This is a genomic window from Arthrobacter sp. Y3224198 (assembly GCF_059090025.1).
Genome location: NZ_JBNHFG010000014.1, coordinates 52729 through 71459, shown reverse-complemented (window position 1 = coordinate 71459; position 18731 = coordinate 52729). Strand labels below are relative to the sequence as shown.

At 64.3% G+C, this 18731-nt stretch carries 15 protein-coding genes; 10 read left to right on the top strand and 5 right to left on the bottom strand.

The window, feature by feature from the left end:
• Positions 1–22 precede the first annotated feature (22 nt).
• Complete coding sequence (locus AC5RUF_RS09920; protein ID WP_494130464.1) at positions 23–1186, bottom strand: AI-2E family transporter; 1164 nt, start codon at positions 1184–1186, stop codon at positions 23–25.
• A 17-nt stretch (positions 1187–1203) separates the two neighbouring features.
• Positions 1204–2979 carry a long-chain-fatty-acid--CoA ligase gene (locus AC5RUF_RS09915; RefSeq protein WP_494130463.1) on the bottom strand — a complete coding sequence of 592 codons (1776 nt, stop codon included), beginning with the start codon at positions 2977–2979 and terminating at the stop codon, positions 1204–1206.
• Positions 2980–3301: 322 nt separating this feature from the next.
• Between AC5RUF_RS09915 and AC5RUF_RS09910 the strand changes: the two genes are divergently transcribed.
• The 10 genes from AC5RUF_RS09910 (at position 3302) to AC5RUF_RS09865 (ending at position 14983) form a co-directional block, all read left to right on the top strand.
• Complete coding sequence (locus AC5RUF_RS09910) at positions 3302–4423, top strand: VIT1/CCC1 transporter family protein (RefSeq protein WP_493996434.1); 1122 nt, start codon at positions 3302–3304, stop codon at positions 4421–4423.
• Between the two features lie 45 nt (positions 4424–4468).
• A complete protein-coding gene (locus tag AC5RUF_RS09905) occupies positions 4469–5761 on the top strand; it encodes a DUF6507 family protein (RefSeq protein WP_494130462.1) in 1293 nt (430 codons plus the stop codon).
• On the top strand, positions 5746–7665 hold the full coding sequence (locus tag AC5RUF_RS09900; RefSeq protein ID WP_494130461.1) for an alpha/beta hydrolase: 1920 nt from the start codon (positions 5746–5748) through the stop codon (positions 7663–7665). The genes AC5RUF_RS09905 and AC5RUF_RS09900 overlap by 16 nt, the downstream gene beginning before the upstream one ends.
• A 98-nt stretch (positions 7666–7763) precedes the next feature.
• Complete coding sequence (locus tag AC5RUF_RS09895) at positions 7764–8255, top strand: hypothetical protein (RefSeq protein WP_494130460.1); 492 nt, start codon at positions 7764–7766, stop codon at positions 8253–8255.
• A 490-nt stretch (positions 8256–8745) separates the two neighbouring features.
• Positions 8746–8967: a hypothetical protein gene (locus AC5RUF_RS09890; protein ID WP_493996687.1), complete on the top strand. Its 222-nt coding sequence runs from the start codon at positions 8746–8748 to the stop codon at positions 8965–8967.
• 317 nt (positions 8968–9284) lie between these two features.
• Positions 9285–11180 carry a BCCT family transporter gene (locus AC5RUF_RS09885; protein ID WP_493996688.1) on the top strand — a complete coding sequence of 632 codons (1896 nt, stop codon included), beginning with the start codon at positions 9285–9287 and terminating at the stop codon, positions 11178–11180.
• Positions 11181–11355: 175 nt separating this feature from the next.
• On the top strand, positions 11356–12027 hold the full coding sequence (locus AC5RUF_RS09880) for an alpha/beta hydrolase (protein ID WP_494130459.1): 672 nt from the start codon (positions 11356–11358) through the stop codon (positions 12025–12027).
• Between the two features lie 128 nt (positions 12028–12155).
• Positions 12156–12656 (top strand): hypothetical protein, encoded by a 501-nt coding sequence (locus tag AC5RUF_RS09875; protein WP_494130458.1) that lies wholly within the window; start codon positions 12156–12158, stop codon positions 12654–12656.
• 87 nt (positions 12657–12743) lie between these two features.
• On the top strand, positions 12744–13310 hold the full coding sequence (locus AC5RUF_RS09870) for a hypothetical protein (RefSeq protein ID WP_494130457.1): 567 nt from the start codon (positions 12744–12746) through the stop codon (positions 13308–13310).
• A gap of 131 nt (positions 13311–13441) precedes the next feature.
• Positions 13442–14983: a CocE/NonD family hydrolase gene (locus tag AC5RUF_RS09865; protein ID WP_494130456.1), complete on the top strand. Its 1542-nt coding sequence runs from the start codon at positions 13442–13444 to the stop codon at positions 14981–14983.
• A 64-nt stretch (positions 14984–15047) separates the two neighbouring features.
• Here AC5RUF_RS09865 and AC5RUF_RS09860 read toward each other — a convergent pair whose 3' ends face one another.
• The 3 genes from AC5RUF_RS09860 to sucC form a co-directional block, all read right to left on the bottom strand.
• The gene (locus AC5RUF_RS09860; protein ID WP_494130455.1) at positions 15048–16454 is read right to left on the bottom strand and encodes a sugar porter family MFS transporter; all 1407 of its coding nucleotides are present in this window, start codon (positions 16452–16454) and stop codon (positions 15048–15050) included.
• A gap of 83 nt (positions 16455–16537) precedes the next feature.
• On the bottom strand, positions 16538–17440 hold the full coding sequence (gene sucD, locus AC5RUF_RS09855; protein WP_493997104.1) for a succinate--CoA ligase subunit alpha: 903 nt from the start codon (positions 17438–17440) through the stop codon (positions 16538–16540).
• A gap of 36 nt (positions 17441–17476) precedes the next feature.
• Positions 17477–18646 (bottom strand): ADP-forming succinate--CoA ligase subunit beta, encoded by a 1170-nt coding sequence (sucC, locus tag AC5RUF_RS09850; protein ID WP_493997105.1) that lies wholly within the window; start codon positions 18644–18646, stop codon positions 17477–17479.
• Between the last annotated feature and the right edge of the window lie 85 nt (positions 18647–18731).

Below are 18731 nucleotides of genomic sequence, written 5' to 3'. Positions count from 1 at the left end.
TGCAGCGCCGAAGCCAGTGCTGCTATTCGGCGGATTCCATCTCGGGCTGTTCCTTCGGGTCCGGGACTTCCGCGGCGTCTTTGATGTCTTCCCCGGTATCCTCTCCGGTCCAGACCTTGATGACGGCCCAGCCGACGGCGGCAATCGGCACGGCCAGGATGGCACCGATGATGCCGGCCAGGATGGTCCCGGCGGTCAGCGCCAGCAGGATCACCAGGGCGTGGATGCTCAGCGACTTGCCCATGACCACCGGCTGGAGGAAGTTGCCTTCCAGCTGGTTCACCAGGATGATGACGACCACCACCACCAGGGCCACCACGGGGCCGTTGGCCACCAGCGCGATCAGGGCGGCGAAGACGCCGGCTGCCGTGGCTCCGACCAGCGGAATGAACGAGCCGACGAAGACAATGACGGTCAGCGGCAGGGCCAGCGGCACCCCCAGGAAGAACAGGGCGGCACCGATGCAGACGGCGTCGACCAACGCCACAATGGCCGTGCCGCGGATGTACCCGCCAAGGACCTCCATGACCCGGAACCCGGAGAGGCGGGCCTTGTCGCGCCGGTCCTCCGGGAACATGCGCAGGAAGAACGCCCAGATGCGGTCCCCGTCCTTCAGGAAGTAGAACAGGACCACGGCCATCAGCAGGAACCCGGTGGCGAAGGACGTGGCGGCAGAGAGGCCGGCGAGCGCCCCGTTGCCCACCGTACTGCTGGTGGCGAAGTCGATGGCCGAGTCCCGCGCATTGCGCAGCATGTTGTCATCGATCGGCAAAGGACCGTTCTGCACAAAGTCGTAAAGCTTGTCGAACCCCTGCACGGCCTGGTCCACCAGGGAGGACCACTCGCTGCGGATGGCGAACACGATCCCGGTGATCAACCCGCCGAAGACGGCCAACAGGAGCAGGAAGGACAGGCCCGTAGCCAAAGCACTGGGCCACCCCTTCCGGCGCAGCCAGTTCACGAACGGGGCAATGGCCGCCCCCAGGATGAGCGCGAGCAGAACCGGGATCACGACCAGGGTGATCCGCGTCAGGCCGTACACGGCGACGGAAACCAGCAGGAGGATCAGCAGGATCTGCGCCGACCGCTGTCCGGCGTGGCCGAGCGCACCGCTCCAGTATCGGCCGGGCCTTGTGTGGTCGGGTTGGGAGTGCCGTTCCATCCGGTCCGGTTCTGACGCGCTCATATCCGCTCTTTTCCTGTTCAGGGCTTGGTCTGGGCGTTGTCGGGGGCGGCGCCCTCGTTGGGGGTGGCGCTGCCATCACCGTTCTGCAGGTTGTCGCGGACATGCCGGCGAAGGACCTTGCCGATCAGGGACCGGGGCAGCTCCTGGATCTCCACAATACGGCGCGGAACCTTGTAGGCGGCCAGCTCATTGCGGACGTAGGTGCGCAGCCCTTCGGCGTTGAACCCGCTGCCGGACTTGACCACTACTGCGGCCACCACATCCTCGCCGCCGCCCGTTCGTGCCATGCCCACCACGGCGGCGTCCTCCACGGATTCGTGGCGCTTCAGCGCTTCCTCCACCTCGGAGGGCGAGACATTGAACCCGCCGGTGATGATCAGTTCCTTGATCCGGTCCCGGATGGTGACAAAACCGTCTTCGTCCGCGGAGACAATGTCGCCGGTACGGAACCATCCGCCGTCGAGCATTGCCGCTTCCGATTCCTTGGGTTTGTTCCAATAGCCCTTGAAAACCTGCGGTCCCTTGATCAGCAGTTCACCGGGGGTGCCCGGCTGCACGTCCACAGCAGGGTTTTCCGGGTCCACAATGCGGATGTCCGTCAAGGGGAACGGCACGCCCACGGTACCGGGCTTGCGGCTGGCCGCAAACGGATTGCCCAGCGCCACCGGCGAGGTTTCCGTCAGCCCGTAGCCTTCGATCAGGTGCCCGCCGGTGGCTGCTTCCCAGGTTTCGACAGTCTTCAGCGGCAGGTTCATGGCCCCGGAAATGGCGAACCGGATCCCGCGCAGGGACACGCCCTGCTCCGCCGCGGCCTTGGCCAGCCGGTCATAGATGGGCGGCACGGCGGGCAGGAACGTGGCGGGCGACTTTTTCATCGCCTTGAGCGTCAGGTCAACGTCGAACTTCGGGAACAGCACCAGCCGGGCGCCCAGGCTCATGGCGCAGGTAAGGCTGAGGGTCAGGCCGTAGGCGTGGAACATTGGCAGCACGGCGTAGAAGGTTTCCTTGCCCGGCCGCAGTCCGGGAACCCAGGCGACCCCCTGCGCGGCGTTGGCCATCAGGTTCGCATGCGTGAGCATGGCGCCCTTGGGGTCCGCGGTGGTTCCGCTGGTGTACTGGATGGCCGCCAGATCGGCCGACTCAGGCCGGGGATGCCGGCGGCGCAGCGCCCGGCTGTCCAGCAAGGCCTTCCACGTGAGCACCTTGCGCCTTCCGCTGCGCAGTTTCGTTTCCGAGGTGAGGGCACTACGGGCCTCGCGTGCCTTGGCGACGGGCAGTTTTAGGGCGATCCGGTTGGAGAGCGGCATGGCGTCGATCAGGTTGACGGACACGATGGTCCGCACGGGGATGTCCGCCGGCAGGTCCTGGATCTGCTGCGCCGTCTTGTCCCAGACAATGGCCACCGTGGCGCCGTGGTCCTCAAACAGGTGCCGGAGTTCGCGGTCGGTGTACAGCGGGTTGTGTTCGACCACCACCGCACCGAGGCGCAGCACCGCATAGAACGCAACCACATGCTGCGGCGAGTTGGGCAGCACCAGCGCTACGCGGTCGCCTTTACGGACGCCCAGCTTGAACAGTCCTGCCGCGGCCCGGCGGATCTGCTCTCCCAGTTCCTCATAGCTGGTGGACGCGCCAAAGAACTCCAGGGCCGTCTTGGATCGAAATTTGCGGACCGACGTCTCCACCATGTCCACAAGGGAACCTTCCGGCAGACGGAAGTTCTCCACGATCCCCTCGCTGTAGTGGCGGGTCCATGGACGGTCCGGATCCGTAAGAGGGTAGTTTTTGCTCACGTAATCGACTTTAGCCCCTGCCCGCCATTGACTTAAGTTATTGAGCCGCCGGCTCAAAACGGACGACGCCGTGTTCAGGGGGTTCCGTCCCTCCAGCCTGGCCCGGTTTCGACTACACTGGGACGTCGAAGGGGAGTAGCTCCGGCCCGCACGTCATGGTTCCAAGGTGTGCAGCAGGCCGAGGCCTGTCGACATACTGGACACCGCAGTGTCCCGGCAGTCCACCCGCCGGCATATGTCGGGGGCGAGCGAGACCTTCGGTCAGAAGAGAGTTGTCTTTTAACTGGCCGGAGCCCCTGTTCCGGTCCCTGTCAGGAGCACCGTGAATTCCCACCCCTCGCCGGAGCCGGCCTCCCGCGCGCCCTCCGCCGCCGACCTTAAGCGCTGGCGTCAGTATCTTGCCGACGAGCGTGCCGAGGCGGCGACCTACCGTTACCTTGCAGAACGGCGCGACGGCGAGGAACGGGACATCCTGCTGGCCCTCGCCGAGGCGGAGGGACGGCATGAAGAGCATTGGCGCCAGTTGCTGGGCGACGACGCCGGCCGTCCGATGCGCGCATCTTTCCGTAACCGCGCGCTTGGCCTGCTGGCCCGCCGCTTTGGCTCCGTGTTTGTCCTTGCCCTCGCCCAGCGGGCGGAGGGCCGTTCGCCCTACGCCCAGGATCCCAATGCCACGAGCGCCATGGCCGCGGATGAGCAGATCCATGAGGAAGTGGTCCGCGGGCTGGCCACCCGGGGCAGGACCAGGCTCTCGGGAAACTTCCGCGCAGCGGTGTTCGGCGCCAATGACGGCCTGGTCAGTAACCTCGCCCTGATCATGGGCATCGGCGCCACCGGTGTCTCCAGCACGTTCATCCTGATCACCGGCCTGGCCGGCCTGCTCTCGGGCGCCTTGTCCATGGGTGCCGGCGAGTATGTCTCGGTTCGCTCCCAGCGCGAATTGCTGGACGCGTCCCGACCCACCCAGATCACCCTCTCCGCCGCAAAGTCCCTGGATATTGATGCCAACGAACTGGTGCTGGTGTACCGCGCCCGCGGAATGACCCGGGAGGCCGCCGAGCACCGTGCGGCTGAACGGATGGGGCTGTACACCTGCGACTGCGACCCGAGTTTCTCCCTCAACCCCGAGGCGGACGCGGAGGAGACCCGCGATGAGCACGAGTCGGTAGGAACCGGGCTGGGTGCTGCCGCGTCCAGCTTCTGCTTCTTCGCCTCCGGCGCGGTGGTTCCGATCCTGCCCTACCTCTTCGGCCTGACCGGGCTCACGGCTGTTGTCCTGTCCTGCGTCCTGGTGGGCCTGGCGCTGCTGATGACCGGCGCCGTCGTGGGCCTGCTGTCCGGTGCCTCCCCGCTCAAGCGCGCACTGCGGCAGCTGGCCATTGGTTTCGGCGCCGCGGCGGCCACGTATTTGCTGGGCATGCTTTTCGGCACCAACGTGGTCTAGGCGGTTCCGCCGCCTGCCGTCCTCCGTACATGGGGAGTTCTCCCCATGTACGGAGGACACAAGACTGGGTTATCTTTCTCTCCAACAGCCAGGGGGGTGCTCAGCGGTTCCCCCATTGCCCCGCGCCGGCATCGTCCCGCAGGGCTCGCTTACAAGGGGGAGAAAATGGGCGCCTATGACATAGACGCTGCAACAGTCGGCAGGATCATTACGGACACCGAGTCCATCCTGTTGCAGAACGACAGTCTTTACACCGACCTTCAGGACCGGATTGACGGTGTTGAAACCGCGCTGGGAAGCAGCAAGGCCTTGGCCGGGTTTTCCACGTTCGCATCGGAAACGCTGATGCCGGTCGCCCAAGCCGTGCTGGTCCGGACGGAGAACGCAATTCGGGCCACGCGGCGGGCAGTAAATGCCTACAAGCTGGGCGACGAGGAAATGGTTGCCAATGCGCAGCAGGCGGCCGCAAGCATCGCACCGCTGGCTATCGGGGCGGCCGGAGCTGCGGCGGTGGGAAAGGCGGCCAAAGGACGGACGGCCTGGGGGCCCGCGCCTGTACCTGCACCAGCCGGGCCAGCACCTGCACCTGCACCTGCACCAAGTGTGCGTATGCCCGTAGTTCCTGCCCCTGCTGCGCCTGCTCCTGCCCCGGCCCCGGCTCCTGTGCCTGGCCCGGCCCCAGCCCCGGCTCCTGTGCCGGAACGGCCGGCTGCTCCTGCTCCGGCGCCCGAAAGACCGGCCGATTGCTGCGAACCCGGGTGTGACTGCTGCGGACCGGAATCCCCGGGAGACCAGCCCGGGCCCGTGCAAAACCTGCCATTGTTGCCGGGTCCCGGAAACGTGTTCCACCCGTTGCCGCTTCCCCTGCCCGAAACAAACCCGGGCGGGAATGTGCTCCACCCGTTGCCGCTTCCCCTGCCCGAAACAAACCCGGGCGGAAACGTGCTCCACCCGTTGCCGCTTCCCCTGCCCGAAACAAACCCGGGCGTTCCGGGCGACCAGGTCCGCAATCCCGGGTGGCCGGGAATAGATCCCGGATTCTGGATCAATCCTCCCGCCTTCGATCCTCTTCCCGGCGAACTGCCGCGGGGGGAAGCCGTGATGCCGTGGCCGGGAAACGCCGATATCAAGCCGATGCCCTTGCCGGAGGCCATCCCTTTCGAGCCGGCGCCGGATAGTGCGCCAGGCGGGTTTCCGGGCACCGGAGTTACGCCTGAGCCCCTCCCCCTGCCGCGCGAAATCAACGGCGTCCCAGTAGTTGAAGCAATTCTGCTTAGTGACCAGGCACCGTCAGACGCGGAGCCCAACCAGACCCGCGGAAGGTGGGGTTTGACGTGAGTATCAATGTCGATTTGAGCGGTACGGACAATCTGCCCAACGTAACGGCGCTTCTTGCCGCCGCTGGCCGGCTCGAGCGGCGTACCGAGCGGATGGCCGACACGCTGGAGGACACCCAGGACAAATGGCAGACCGTAACAGCCTTCTACCAGGCTCCGGAAGCCAACCTTGTGTATACGGCAATGGACAAACCCCGCCGCGACAGCGAGGAGATCCTGCGTGCCGTGCGCTCCTCCAAGCAGGCTTTGGAGGTGTTCGCGGAAGAAATCCGGACCATCAAGGAGAAGCGCGCCAAGCTCGAGGCCAAAATCGCAACCGCCCAGGCGCAAGACAAGCGGGAAGCCGACATCATTGCCGGCATCGGGGAATATGGCGGCCTGGCTGGAGACATCCTGAGCAAAATCGGGGCTGCGGCTGATAGCGCCGATGCCTGGTTGGATCAGTGGAAGCTCCAACGGGAGGCGGACCAGCTGGCGGCAGAACTTCAGTCAGCCGAGCAGGAATGCAACCGGGCGCATCGGGCATTGGTCCGCCGGACGGCGGACGTCCCGCCGATCAGCAAGGAAACTCTGGATGAAGTCCTCGTTCAGGACGTATCCCAGGCCTATAACCGTGTGCAGAACTCCATTGGCGACCCGGCGGTGGCTATGGAGCAGTATCTTGCCCTTCTGGCAGGACTGACCCCCGCCCAAATGAAACAGTTCCTGGACCGCAACCCCGGGGCGGTCCTTTCACCGCCGCCATTGGGTTCGGATCCCCGCAGGAACAAGGAAGCGTGGGATCAGCTCACCCCCGCTCAGCGGAAGGCAATCTCAGACGCGGTTCCTTCATTAGTGGGAAATCTGGAGGGCATTCCCTACGCGGACCGTATTGCCGCGAACACAGTGGCCCTGGGGCTGGCTATAAACAGGGTCACAGCGTTGGCCAAGAACCAACCAAGTTGGCAACCGCAGCTGGACGTCCTGAAGGAGATAGAACGGGCCGCTAAGGGCGGCGGAGTGGGCCGCACCGTCCGGGGGATCATCTCTTTCGACCCCACACACCCGCCGCTGGCTGCCATAGCCATCGGCAACATGGACACCGCAGATAACATCACGTGGAATGTGCCCGGGATGGGTACCACCGCGGGGTCCATGGACGACTGGGCCCAAGCATCACAAAACATCTATGATGCCCAGGTGAGATCCGGCGAATCCAACCCCGCAGTTGTCGCATGGATCGGGTATCACACCCCGGAGATGATCGATGCTCCTTCCTTGGATGTCCTCAGCACCGCCCAGGCCGATGTCGGAGGAGACCGGCTTGCCGCATCCCTGAACGGTTTCAATGCAGCCAGCGACGGCCGCATTGCATATGTCTCGGTTGCCGCTCATTCCTACGGCACCACCACTACGGCATACGCTCTGACCCGGACTGATTTCGATATCAACTCCGTCGCCTTTTTCGGTTCCGCAGGCCTGGACGGCGCCGTGGTGGATGAAGCCTCGGACATGCACGTCAAGGATGGCCCGGACGGACAACCCGCAGTGTTTGCCACCCAGGCGACACAGGACGACGTCGCCCCGATGGGCCGCAGAGGATCCTTCCGTACGGATCCTCTGGGAGATGGCTTCGGATCCCACGAGTTCAGCTCCGAAGGGGACGAGGAGAGGAGCCTGAAACAGACCCTGGGCCATTCTGTCCTCGGAACGGATGATGACAAGTGGAACCCCACGCACACCTACGATGAGCACGGGTATCTGGACACCGGCACACAGAGCCTGGACTCGGTTGCCAAGATCACGAGCGGAAACGGCTATGAGGTCCTGCAACGGGAGGATGAACTAGCGGAAGCAGCCGCGGGCGCTTTCAAGCAGAGGCAGTCTGAAATGCCTTACTATCCGCATGGATGGGGCAGGCGATGAAGCGGCCTGCACTAAGAGCTTGCGCACTTGCCCTGTCTCTTTGCCTATTCCTGCCCGTGGCCGGCTGCGCCGCGCCTTTTCAATCAGAGGACACCACTATGAAACGTGAACAAAGCACAGCCGCGGACGAGTCCAAGCCTGCTGCAGAGCTGCTCGCCAGGATGCTGGAGTTGATTAACGAAACCGCTGAATTCCACGGTGGACAGTGGACCTACAGCAATGACGAACGGTCCCCCTGGGACAGCACTAAGACGAGTGGATTCATGGCGGACACTTGCACCAGGTTGAAGCCCGGCAGCGGCGAGAAACGCGCGTATCGCTACAGCATGATGGTCCTGGGTCCCGCCGTTGAAGACCCGGAAGCGGCTGTGGCAAAGTATGTCGCCCACTTCGAGCAGCAGGGGTTCGCGGAAACCAACCGGTACAGTGCCGGCGTTCCCGAGTCCAACGGATCGGGCTACTACATCATGGTTTCCCTCGAGGACGCAGAGGGCACCTCTTTGTTCTACCAAGCGGGAAACCACCTCAGCAGCCTCACATTCGAGGGTCAGTGCTCGTACGATCCTGCGATGGAATTTCCCACCACCTGAGCAGATGAGGGCTGGCAGCAGGTTGGAGCCAGAGGCACGGAGAAAGCTGAAGAAGAAGCTGCGCGAAGCCTGCTCGGGGACACTCGGTGCGCAATAGGCCGGCTGACCGCGGGCCGGCATAGCTTTGCTGGCCATGTCCCTAACCGTTGCAGGCTGTGCCGTCCCTCTGCCGCCGAAGGAACCCGCGAACACCCCGAGGCCCTCAGGACCAGTCCCAACCCGCCTCTCCCTCTGCATGGGGAGCTCTCCCCATGTACGGATTTCCTCTGGCAGGTTATGTTCTTCCTGACATTCGGGGGGGAACTGTCATAAAGCGGCTCTCCCGTGGCTGCGCAACTGCAGCGTCATTACTGCGGTTCGGGGCAAGGACACCGAGTCCATTCTGTTGCAGAACGAGAGTGTTTGCACTAATGCCGCACGTGACGTTGTTGCTCGCGGTGGAGCTGCGGGCTCCTTCCGCCGCACCCCCTGGATAGGCCGGACTTTTTCCTTGGCGATTTGGGCGCCCACGAGTTCAGTTCGGCGTCGGACCCCGAACGGAACCTTCTCTCCACAGGGACACTCCGACATCGGGTCCGGCTACTACATCATCGTCACGCTCGAGGACGCCGAGGGCAACGCGCTGATCTACCAAGCGGGCAACCACCTCAGCAGCCTGTCCTACGAGGGCCCCTGCTCCGAAGATCCCAACATGCGGGTGCCAACAACCTAAGGGGCCTCGGGGACCCACTGCGTCCTGCTACATCATCGTCTCCCCTAAGAATGCCGCCGCCCGACGGCTCCCCCATTGGGCCGTTCCTGGTTCGCTGCGGGCGTGTGAATTTGACTTGCCGCGTGGGCTGCCGCAACCCTTGAAGGGACACACTCGCGAATTATGTAAAGGAACGCAGAGTCGGGACCGCGTTGCTTTAAGGAATCCGGCGGGCAGTAGGCGCGTCACATGCGCCCTCGCCGGGAGTGGTTGCCCTTCTGCCTGCCCGAGCCCGCCACCGGGGCTCGGGCCCTTTGCGCTGACATAAGGAAAGGCCTATGGCTTCCACTGAAGGTCCCACGCGCGATGCCGCGGCGCACGACGGCGATCCCGTCGAGCCCGCCAGGCTCTCCATTACGGTCGAAGAATCGACCACATCCTCCATCCCCGTGGTGGAGCAGGAGCACGAACTTGTCCAACTGATGATCGAGGGACAGCGCGAGCAGGAAAAGGCACTGAGTCGTGAGATTCCCGCGAAGCTGGACAAACTGCTGTTCGCCGTGACCGGTGCCCTCGCCCTGGCGTTCATCGCCTGGGGCTTCTTCGGCACGGAGAACCTCTCCTCCGTTTCCCAAACGGCGCTGGACTGGGTGATCACCAATGCCGGCTGGTTCTTTGTCCTGTTGGCCTCCTTCCTGGTGGTCTACGTCATCTGGCTTGCCGTTGGCCGCTTCGGCCGGATTCCGCTGGGCCAGGACGGCGAGGAACCGCAGTTCAGGACCGTGTCCTGGATTGCCATGATGTTCTCCGCCGGCATGGGCATCGGCCTGATGTTCTACGGCGTCGCCGAACCGCTGTTCTACTACATCTCCCCTCCCCCGGGCACCGTTGACGCCCAGACCGCGGAGGCCCTGCAGACCGCTATGGGGACCTCCCTGTTCCACTGGGGCCTGCACCCGTGGGCCATGTACGCCGTCGTCGGCATTGCCATGGCCTACGGCACCTACCGGCTTGGCCGGAAACAATTGATTTCCTCCGCCTTCACCTCGCTCTTCGGAGCGAAGCGGGTGGACGGCCCGCTGGGCAAGGTGCTCAACATCTTCGCTATCTTCGCCACCCTCTTCGGCACCGCTGCGTCCCTGGGCCTAGGTGCCCTGCAGATCGGCAGCGGCATGGAATCCGGCGGCTTCTTCGGCACCGTAGGCACGCCGATCCTGGTGGCGATTGTCGCCATCCTGACCGGCTGCTTCGTAGCCTCAGCGGTGTCCGGCATCTCCCGGGGCATCCAGTGGCTGTCCAACATCAACATGGTCCTGGCTCTGGTGCTCGCTGCGATCATCTTTGTGGTCGGTCCGACGCTGTTCATCCTGAACGTCATCCCGGCCGCCATTGGCGACTACGCCGCAAACCTCGCCTCCATGGCTTCCCGTACCGAGGTGGCCGGCGACGAATCCATGCGTGCATGGCTCTCCAGCTGGACCATCTTCTACTGGGCCTGGTGGCTGTCCTGGACACCGTTCGTAGGAATGTTCATCGCCCGGATCAGCCGCGGCCGCACCATCCGCCAGTTCGTCACCGGTGTGCTGCTGGTCCCGTTCGTGGTCAGCGTGGTTTGGTTCTCCATCTTCGGCGGCGCCGCCATCGGCACCCAGCAGGAAGCGGCAGCCAACGGAGAGGCCGGCCTGGTGACCATGGTGGACGGTGAACCGACCATCTCCTTCGACGGTTCCCTCTTCGACCTGTTCGCGGCCCTGCCCATGCCCAACCTCCTCGCCGGAGCCGTCGGCGTCCTGGCGATGATCCTCGTGGCCATCTTCTTTGTCACCGGTGCCGATTCCGCGTCCATTGTGATGGCTTCCCTCAGCTCCAACGGTGCGGAGAAGCCGTCCCGCGGCGTCGTGATCTTCTGGGGCGTCCTCACCGGCGCAGTGGCGGCGGTGATGCTGCTGGCCGGCGGCGATGAACCGTCCGAAGCCCTGGACGGGCTGCAGCGGATCACCATTGTGGCGGCCCTGCCGTTTGCCGTGGTGATGCTGCTGATGACAATCGCCCTCGCGAAGGACCTGGCCAGGGATCCGCTCTCCCTGCGCCGCAAGCTCGCCGTGTCCGTGGTGGGCCGCGCCATCCAGGCCGGCGTGGAGGAGCACGGTTCCAGCTTCGATCTGCACACCCGGGAGCACGACGACGGCCCGGAGACCAGTGCCCTGGAAAAGTCCCCGGCAGACCGGAAATAGCCGGCAATAACAAAGGCAATAAGCCGGTACGAAAAAGCACCAACCAATACGGGGAGGTCCCGCACATATCCGTGCGGGACCTCCCCGTATGTTTGTCCTCTCGGGCATGGGCAGAACTGCCCACTGGAATTTCGTAAGCTCGGCAGCACGACTTGAAATTCGGGGGAAACGAAACATGGCAATCGATATTCACGTAGCGGAGGTCCAGAGCCTGCTCGGCGATACCGGTGCGGAGTTGGAAAACCTGGAAACCGAACGGGCCCGTTTATCGGAAGCTGCTTCCCGGCTGCAGAACGGGCACGCAACAAGAGGGGCCCAGGACTTCGCCGACGCGCTCGACGGGCTTTACCTGACCCGGACTATCGACGGCCCTGAAGGAGCACCCGATGTAAACGTTGTGGCCCATTCCTACGGAACAACCATGACAACCAAAGCCCTGACCCAGACCCTCTACCCCATCTCCAGCGCCGTTTACATTGGATCAGCAGGAGTGGACGAAGGCGTTCGTGCGGAAGACCTCAAGGTGGACCGCGGATGGGACGGGAACCGGGAAATCTATGTATCGACCGCCGATGGAGACCGCCTAGCCTCCGTAGGCATCGGTGGAACGCGTTTTGAAGGTTCCATGGAGTCCGATCACCGCATTGATCCGACTATGGAATCGTGGGGCGGCCGGGGCTTCAGCTCGAACAACACCACACTGTACGGAGACGATTATTCGGCCACAGAGAAGCACGATATGAGGGAATATCTCGACCCCGAATCCAGCGCCCTCCGCGGTATCGTGATGGCAACTCTTGGACAGGGAAGGGAACTCATGGAAAACAGTGTGGAGATCAAGCCGTGAGCGTACATCCACGCGGGAACGGACGCTCCTACCGGGCTGCCCTCACACCCTTCAGGCTCGTAGGCCTGGCAATGGCATTCTTGCTTCTCCCCACCGGACTGACCGCCTGCACCGAAAGGACCACCAAAATGGAAGCCCCAGCCGGCAGGACCACGGAAACCGTGCTGGAAACGAACCGGACTTCCCGAGAAGTCTTCGACGGCTTCATGGCGGCGTCGGACGCAGCGATCAAGGCGACGGGGGCGCCGGACGGATGGACTTTTCTGAACGGGGCCCCGTGGTCGTCCACGTATGAGGAGCCCATCGTGCCCACCTCATGCCGGCCCGGCGAGGACAGTTCCGGCCCCTGGCAGCTGGCGCAACAACTATTTGGACCGCCTTCGGATGATCCGGAGCGTGATCGTGAGCAGATGCGCCGCTACTTTGAAGACGAGGGCATGACTATCGTTGCCGCGTTCGAGTCGGAACAGGGAGACCCTCCGCAGGCCACGTGGACGGTAACTGCCGAGGGCGAGGACGGAACGGTCATCAAGTTCTGGGCAAACGCACTGGGGCGGACCCTGAAGGTAACCAGTGAATGCTCCACTCATCCGTCCATGCAGGAAGAAGTTTCCCCCACAGTCCCCTAGCTAACTATCCGAAGCGAGCACGAATCGTTGAACTTACTTGGCTTTTCCAGGGGACACCATAGCCGCCGTCTCATTCCCACGGCCCGCATGACGCTGATATTCGCCCTTTTGGCCGGCGGGCTCGCGGGGTGCGGCGGACAGACAGCGGATACGCCGCGAGCAAACCCCGACGGCGGTCCGGAAACCGCGCTGGAAACGAACCGGACCTCACGGGAGGTCTTCGGTGATTTTGCCGCCGGCGCCGACGCTGCGGTCCAAGCGTCCGCGGCACCCGCGGCATGGACAACCGAGGACGGCACTCCCTGGGCAGTGCATCGTGACCGGCCCCTGATGGCCGGCCCCTGCCCCTCGGTGGAATACCGCGACGGACCGTGGCAGTTGAAACAACAGCTCCTCAGCCCCGGCACGGACGATCCGCAAGGAAACCGCGACCGGATGCGCCGTCATTTCGAGGACCGCGGCATGACCGTGGTTTCCGCTTTCGACCCCCAGCCGCATGAACGCCCGGACGCACCGTGGACCGTTACGGCGCGGGGACAGAACGGGTCCTTGATCGATTTTTCAGCCAATTCCACAACGCAGGGACTGGTGGTATACAGCGAATGCTCCAGCCATCCGTCCATGAAGGAAGAAATCTTTCCCGCCTCGCGGTAACTTCTTCGCCAAGCTGCCCCTTATCGGGTGCAATACGCGCTCAAAGGCTTGTGCCCGTTCCTCCTTCTTCATAGTCTGCGAAAGTTACCACGCGGTAACTATCGGCCCTTCCCCAAGACAATGAGGTCATTATGAGGAAACACCTGGCTATTCTGGGGGTGTCCGCCGCGCTGTTGGGCACATCCCTGTCGGCTGCACCCGCCATCGCAGCACCGGCGGCCCCCGCCATCCGCACCGACGTCGTCATCACCAGTTTCGACGGCACCCCGATCCACACGAACTTCTTCCCCGCCACCGGGCTTGCGGCCGGGCAACAGGCACCGACCGTGATGGTCGGTCCCGGGTTCGGCCTGCCGGGCGGACGCCTTCCGATCACCACCACCAGCACGCTGATCGGATCCATCGGCATCGCTCCGCTGCGCGATGCCGGTTACAACGTGGTGACTTGGGATCCGCGCGGTTTCGGCCTCAGCGGCGGGGAGGCCTACGTCAACAACCCCGCCTACGAAGGCCGGGACGGGTCGGCGATCATCGACTACATCGCAGCCCAGCCCGAAGTCAGCCTGGATGCACCGGGCGATCCCGTTCTCGGCATGGCCGGCGCGTCCTACGGGGGCGGCATCCAGTTTGTCCTGGCCTCGCAGGACCAGCGGGTGGACGCCATTACCCCCACCATCGCCTGGAATGACCTGACCACCAGCCTGTACAAGGCAGGCTCCTTCAAGAGCGGCTGGGGCGCCCTGCTCTGTGCCGAAGGGACGGCGCTGGGGCAGCTGGGCTCACTGGTCGGTAACCAGGGAGCCCTGGCCGCGCCGGTCCGCCAGGCCTGCCGGGAGGGCCTGAGCTACCCGAACCAGCTCAGCGCCGAATCCGTTGCCTACTTCGAATCCCTGACGCCGGATTCGATGTTCACCTCCATCAAGGCACCCACGCTGATCATCCAGGGCACCGCAGACACGCTGTTCACCTTGGACGAGGCCACTCGCAATTACGAGCTCATCCGTTCCACCGGAACGCCCACCAAGATGCTGCAGTTCTGCGGCGGGCACGGACTGTGCAATTCGACGGCGGGGCCTGACCGGATCACGCCTGCCGTGCTTAATTGGTTCGCCAAGTACCTGCGCAACGAACCGGTGGACACGGGTGCGGCCTTCGAGTTCATTGACCAGGCCGGCGTTACCCGCGGAGCGCCCGGGTATCCGCAGGCCACCGGCGCCCTGACCGGCAGCGGCAGCGGCTCGATCATCCTCTCCCCCGCGGCCTTGAGCGGAGCCGTTGTGGCCGCCGCCGTCGCTCCGGTAGCGGTCAACGTCCCGATCGGCGCACCGGCAGTCTCGACGTCGGTGTTCGGGGCGCCGCAGCTGACCCTCACCTACCGCGGGTCCGCCCGGCAGGGCAGCACGCACGTCTACGCGCAGATCATTGACAAGTCGCGGGCGTCACTGGTGCTGGGCAACCAGGTCACGCCGGTTCCGCTGATCCTGGACGGTAAGGAACACACGCTGACCGTTCCGCTTGAAGAGGTCTCCTACACGGCCGGCCCCGGTAGCCGGTTGGTCCTGCAGATCACTCCGGCCACGTCCGTGTATGCGCTGCCCAAGGCCACTGCCCTGACCAGCTTCACGGCTTCGGTCACGGTGCCCACGGTGGCCGCCTACCCGGCCGTTCCCTAGCCGGCCCCGGGAACGCAGAAGGGAACCTGCCGGCCGGCAGGTTCCCTTCTCTGTTCCCGTCTACCTACTTGGTGCCGGCAGCCCGAAGCTGTTCCTCCACCTGTTCCAGGCTCTGGCCGCGCGTCTCCGGGACGTAGCGGCGCACAAACATCAGCGCGAGCAGTCCCAGGACCACAAAGATGAAGAACGTGTTGGAAATGCCGATGGCATCCATGAGGATCGGGAAGGAGAACCCGACCGCAAAGTTGGTCATCCACTGCACAAAGACCGACATGCCGATACCCAGGCCGCGGACCTTCAGCGGGAAGATCTCAGAGAGCATGAGCCAGGTGACCGGCGATACGGCGCCCTGCTGGAAGCCCAGGAAGGTAACCGTGAGGGCAAGGATGATGAAGGCCCGGACGGTCCCCTCGGAAACGAAGATGGAGACCAGGCCGATCAGCAGCAACGAGGAACCCGTGCCGATCAGTCCCGTCATCAGCATCCGCCGGCGGTGTACCCGGCCCAGGAGCCAGATGCCGAAGATCGCGGCAGCCACGGACACCACACCGTTGGCGATGTTGGCCGTAAGCGCGGCCTCAGTGCCGAAGCCGGCGCCGGAGAGGATCTGCGTGCCGTAGTACATGATCGCGTTGACGCCGGTGATCTGCTGGACAACGGACAGGCCCATGCCGATCAGCAGCACCCGCATCAGCCACGGTTCGGCGAAGTCGCGCAGGCTCCCGGCGGATGCGGACTCCTTCTCCGCGAGTCCGCGCACCTCGTTGTACTCCGACTCGGCTGCGTCCGCGCTGCGGATGCGGCGCAGGGCGGTAAGGGTTTCGGCAAAGCGGCCCTTGGAGGCAAGCCAGCGCGGGCTTTCTGGCACAAAGGCGATGCCGATCCACAGGGCAATGGCGGGAAGCGTGGCAACCACCAGCATCCATCGCCAGATGCCCTGGTCTTCACCCCAGAGGTTGCCGATGACGGCGTTGGCAACGAATGCCACCAGCTGGCCGGTCACGATCATCAGCTGGTCACGCGTGACCATCTGTCCGCGGCGTTCAGCGGGGGCCAGTTCGGCGAGGAACACGGGCACCAGCGCCGAGGCGCCGCCCACGGCCAGACCCAGCACGATGCGGGAGATCACCATAACGGCGATGGTGGGGGCCAGCGAGGTGCCCAGCGTACCCAAGAGGAACACGACGGCGAGTCCCATCAGTACACGGCGGCGGCCGAACCGGTCTGTCAGCTTGCCAGAGATGGCGCCGCCGAAAGCGGCGCCGAAGAGCAGGCTGGAGGTGATGAGGCCCTCGGTGAACGGGGTGAGTCCCAGGTCATCCTGCATGTACGGCAGTGCACCGTTGATGACGCCGGTGTCATAACCGAACAGGAAACCGCCGAGGGTGACAATCCAGGAGGCGCGGCGCAGGGCCCGTTTATGCCGGGAAGAGCCGGCCTTGCTGGGACCGTTTGTTACTGAGGTGGACATGTCTAACTTTCTAACCGGATCAGTACGCACAAAACCCCCGTCCGGCGGAATGTATCCGCTGGACGGGGGCATGCGTGGTGGAACTAGAGGGCTGCGTAAACTTCCCGCAGCAGCTTGGCGGTCTCGGACGGCGTCTTGCCGACCTTGACGCCGGCAGCCTCGAGGGCTTCCTTCTTGGCCTGGGCGGTTCCGGCGGAACCGGAGACAATGGCGCCTGCGTGGCCCATGGTCTTGCCTTCGGGAGCCGTGAAGCCTGCCACGTAGCCGACAACCGGCTTGGTGACGTTGGCCTTGATGAACTCGGCTGCGCGCTCTTCGGCGTCGCCGCCGATTTCGCCGATCATCACGATCGCCTTGGTTTCGGGATCCGCTTCGAACGCAGCCAGGGCGTCGATGTGGGTGGTGCCGATGACCGGGTCGCCGCCGATGCCGATGGCGGTGGAGAAGCCAAGGTCGCGCAGTTCGTACATCATCTGGTACGTCAGGGTGCCCGACTTGGAAACCAGGCCGATGGGGCCCTTGCCGGTGATGTTGGCGGGCGTGATGCCGACCAGTGCTTCACCGGGGGTGATGATGCCGGGGCAGTTCGGGCCGATGATGCGGGTGACCTGGTTGCCGTCGGCGTCGACCTTGGACTGGGCGTGGGCCCAGAACTCGGCGGAATCCTGCACGGGGACACCTTCGGTGATGACCACAACGAGGCCGATGCCGGCGTCGATTGCTTCCATCACGGCATCCTTGGTGAAGGCCGGCGGCACGAAGACGATGGAGACATCGGCGTCGGTCTTGTCGATGGCCTCGGCAACGGTGCCGAAGACGGGCAGCTCAACGTCGCCGTGGGTGACGGTGGTGCCTGCCTTGCGGGCGTTGACGCCGCCGACAACCTGGGTGCCGGCCTTGAGCATCAGGGCGGTGTGCTTGGTGCCTTCGCCGCCGGTGATGCCCTGAACGATGACCTTGGAGTCCTTGTTCAAGTAGATAGACATAGGTGGATTCTCTCTTCTAGGTTTCGACAGGCTCGGTTAGCGAGCGGCGTGAGCGAGCTCGGCGGCCTTGTCGGCGCCTTCGTCCATGGTGGTGGCCAGGGTGACCAGCGGGTGGTTGGCCTCGGCGAGGATGCGGCGGCCTTCCTCGACGTTGTTGCCGTCGAGACGGACAACCAGCGGCTTGTTGGCTTCGTCGCCCAGGATTTCCAGGGCCTTGACGATGCCGTTGGCGACGGCGTCACAGGCGGTGATGCCGCCGAAGACGTTGACGAACACCGACTTCACCTGGGAGTCGTTCAGGATGACGTCCAGGCCGGCGGCCATAACGGATGCCGAAGCTCCGCCGCCGATGTCCAGGAAGTTGGCGGGCTTGACGTTGCCGTGCTTTTCGCCGGCGTAGGCCACGACGTCGAGCGTGGACATAACCAGGCCGGCGCCGTTGCCGATGATGCCCACTTCGCCGTCCAGCTTGACGTAGTTGAGGTCGTTTTCCTTGGCCTTGGCCTCAAGCGGGTCAGCGGCGTCCTTGTCCTCGAGCTCGGCGTGGCCGGGCTGGCGGAAGGAGGCGTTTTCGTCGAGGGAGACCTTGCCGTCCAGGGCGAGGATCTTGCCGTCGCCGGTCTTGACCAGCGGGTTGACCTCCACCAGGGTGGCGTCTTCCTTGGTGAAGACGTCCCACAGCTTGATGATGGCGTTCACGACGCCTTCGCGCAGCTCGGGTGCGAACCCGGCGGCGTCGACAATCTCTTCAGCCTTGGCGGTGTCGATGCCGACGGCGGGGTCGACGGCGACGCGGGCCAGGGCGTCGGGACGCTCCACGGCCAGCTGCTCGATCTCCATGCCGCCCTCAACCGAGCACATGGCCAGGTAGTTGCGGTTCGCGCGGTCCAGCAGGACCGAGAAGTAGAATTCCTCGGCGATGTCGGCGCCCTGGGCGATCATCACCTTGTTGACGGTGTGGCCCTTGATGTCCATGCCGAGGATGTTGGATGCGTGCTCGAAAGCCTCGTCAGCGGTCTTCGCGACCTTTACGCCGCCGGCCTTGCCGCGGCCACCAACCTTGACCTGTGCCTTGACGACAACAACGCCGCCGATCTTCTCAGCAGCAGCTTTGGCTTCTTCAGGAGTGTGCGCCACGATTCCGGCAAGCACGGGTACACCGTGCGCCTCAAACAGATCGCGCGCCTGATATTCAAACAGGTCCACGGGCTAGTGTCCTTCTACGTCGAAGTAGGTTTACATTCGATCTGGCGATCGCAGAGCAGATGCATCAGGCCGGTCTGCTCCATTG

What these genes read in the sequence shown, in the direction of transcription:
- sucD (WP_493997104.1), bottom strand. Translation starts at nt 17,440, where the DNA reads ATGTCTATCTACTTGAACAAGGACTCCAAGGTCATCGTTCAGGGCATC.
- AC5RUF_RS09905 (WP_494130462.1), top strand. Translation starts at nt 4,469, where the DNA reads ATGTACGGAGGACACAAGACTGGGTTATCTTTCTCTCCAACAGCCAGG.
- AC5RUF_RS09860 (WP_494130455.1), bottom strand. Translation starts at nt 16,454, where the DNA reads ATGTCCACCTCAGTAACAAACGGTCCCAGCAAGGCCGGCTCTTCCCGG.
- AC5RUF_RS09870 (WP_494130457.1), top strand. Translation starts at nt 12,744, where the DNA reads ATGACGCTGATATTCGCCCTTTTGGCCGGCGGGCTCGCGGGGTGCGGC.
- AC5RUF_RS09880 (WP_494130459.1), top strand. Translation starts at nt 11,356, where the DNA reads ATGGCAATCGATATTCACGTAGCGGAGGTCCAGAGCCTGCTCGGCGAT.
- AC5RUF_RS09875 (WP_494130458.1), top strand. Translation starts at nt 12,156, where the DNA reads ATGGAAGCCCCAGCCGGCAGGACCACGGAAACCGTGCTGGAAACGAAC.
- AC5RUF_RS09920 (WP_494130464.1), bottom strand. Translation starts at nt 1,186, where the DNA reads ATGAGCGCGTCAGAACCGGACCGGATGGAACGGCACTCCCAACCCGAC.
- AC5RUF_RS09895 (WP_494130460.1), top strand. Translation starts at nt 7,764, where the DNA reads ATGAAACGTGAACAAAGCACAGCCGCGGACGAGTCCAAGCCTGCTGCA.
- AC5RUF_RS09865 (WP_494130456.1), top strand. Translation starts at nt 13,442, where the DNA reads ATGAGGAAACACCTGGCTATTCTGGGGGTGTCCGCCGCGCTGTTGGGC.
- AC5RUF_RS09885 (WP_493996688.1), top strand. Translation starts at nt 9,285, where the DNA reads ATGGCTTCCACTGAAGGTCCCACGCGCGATGCCGCGGCGCACGACGGC.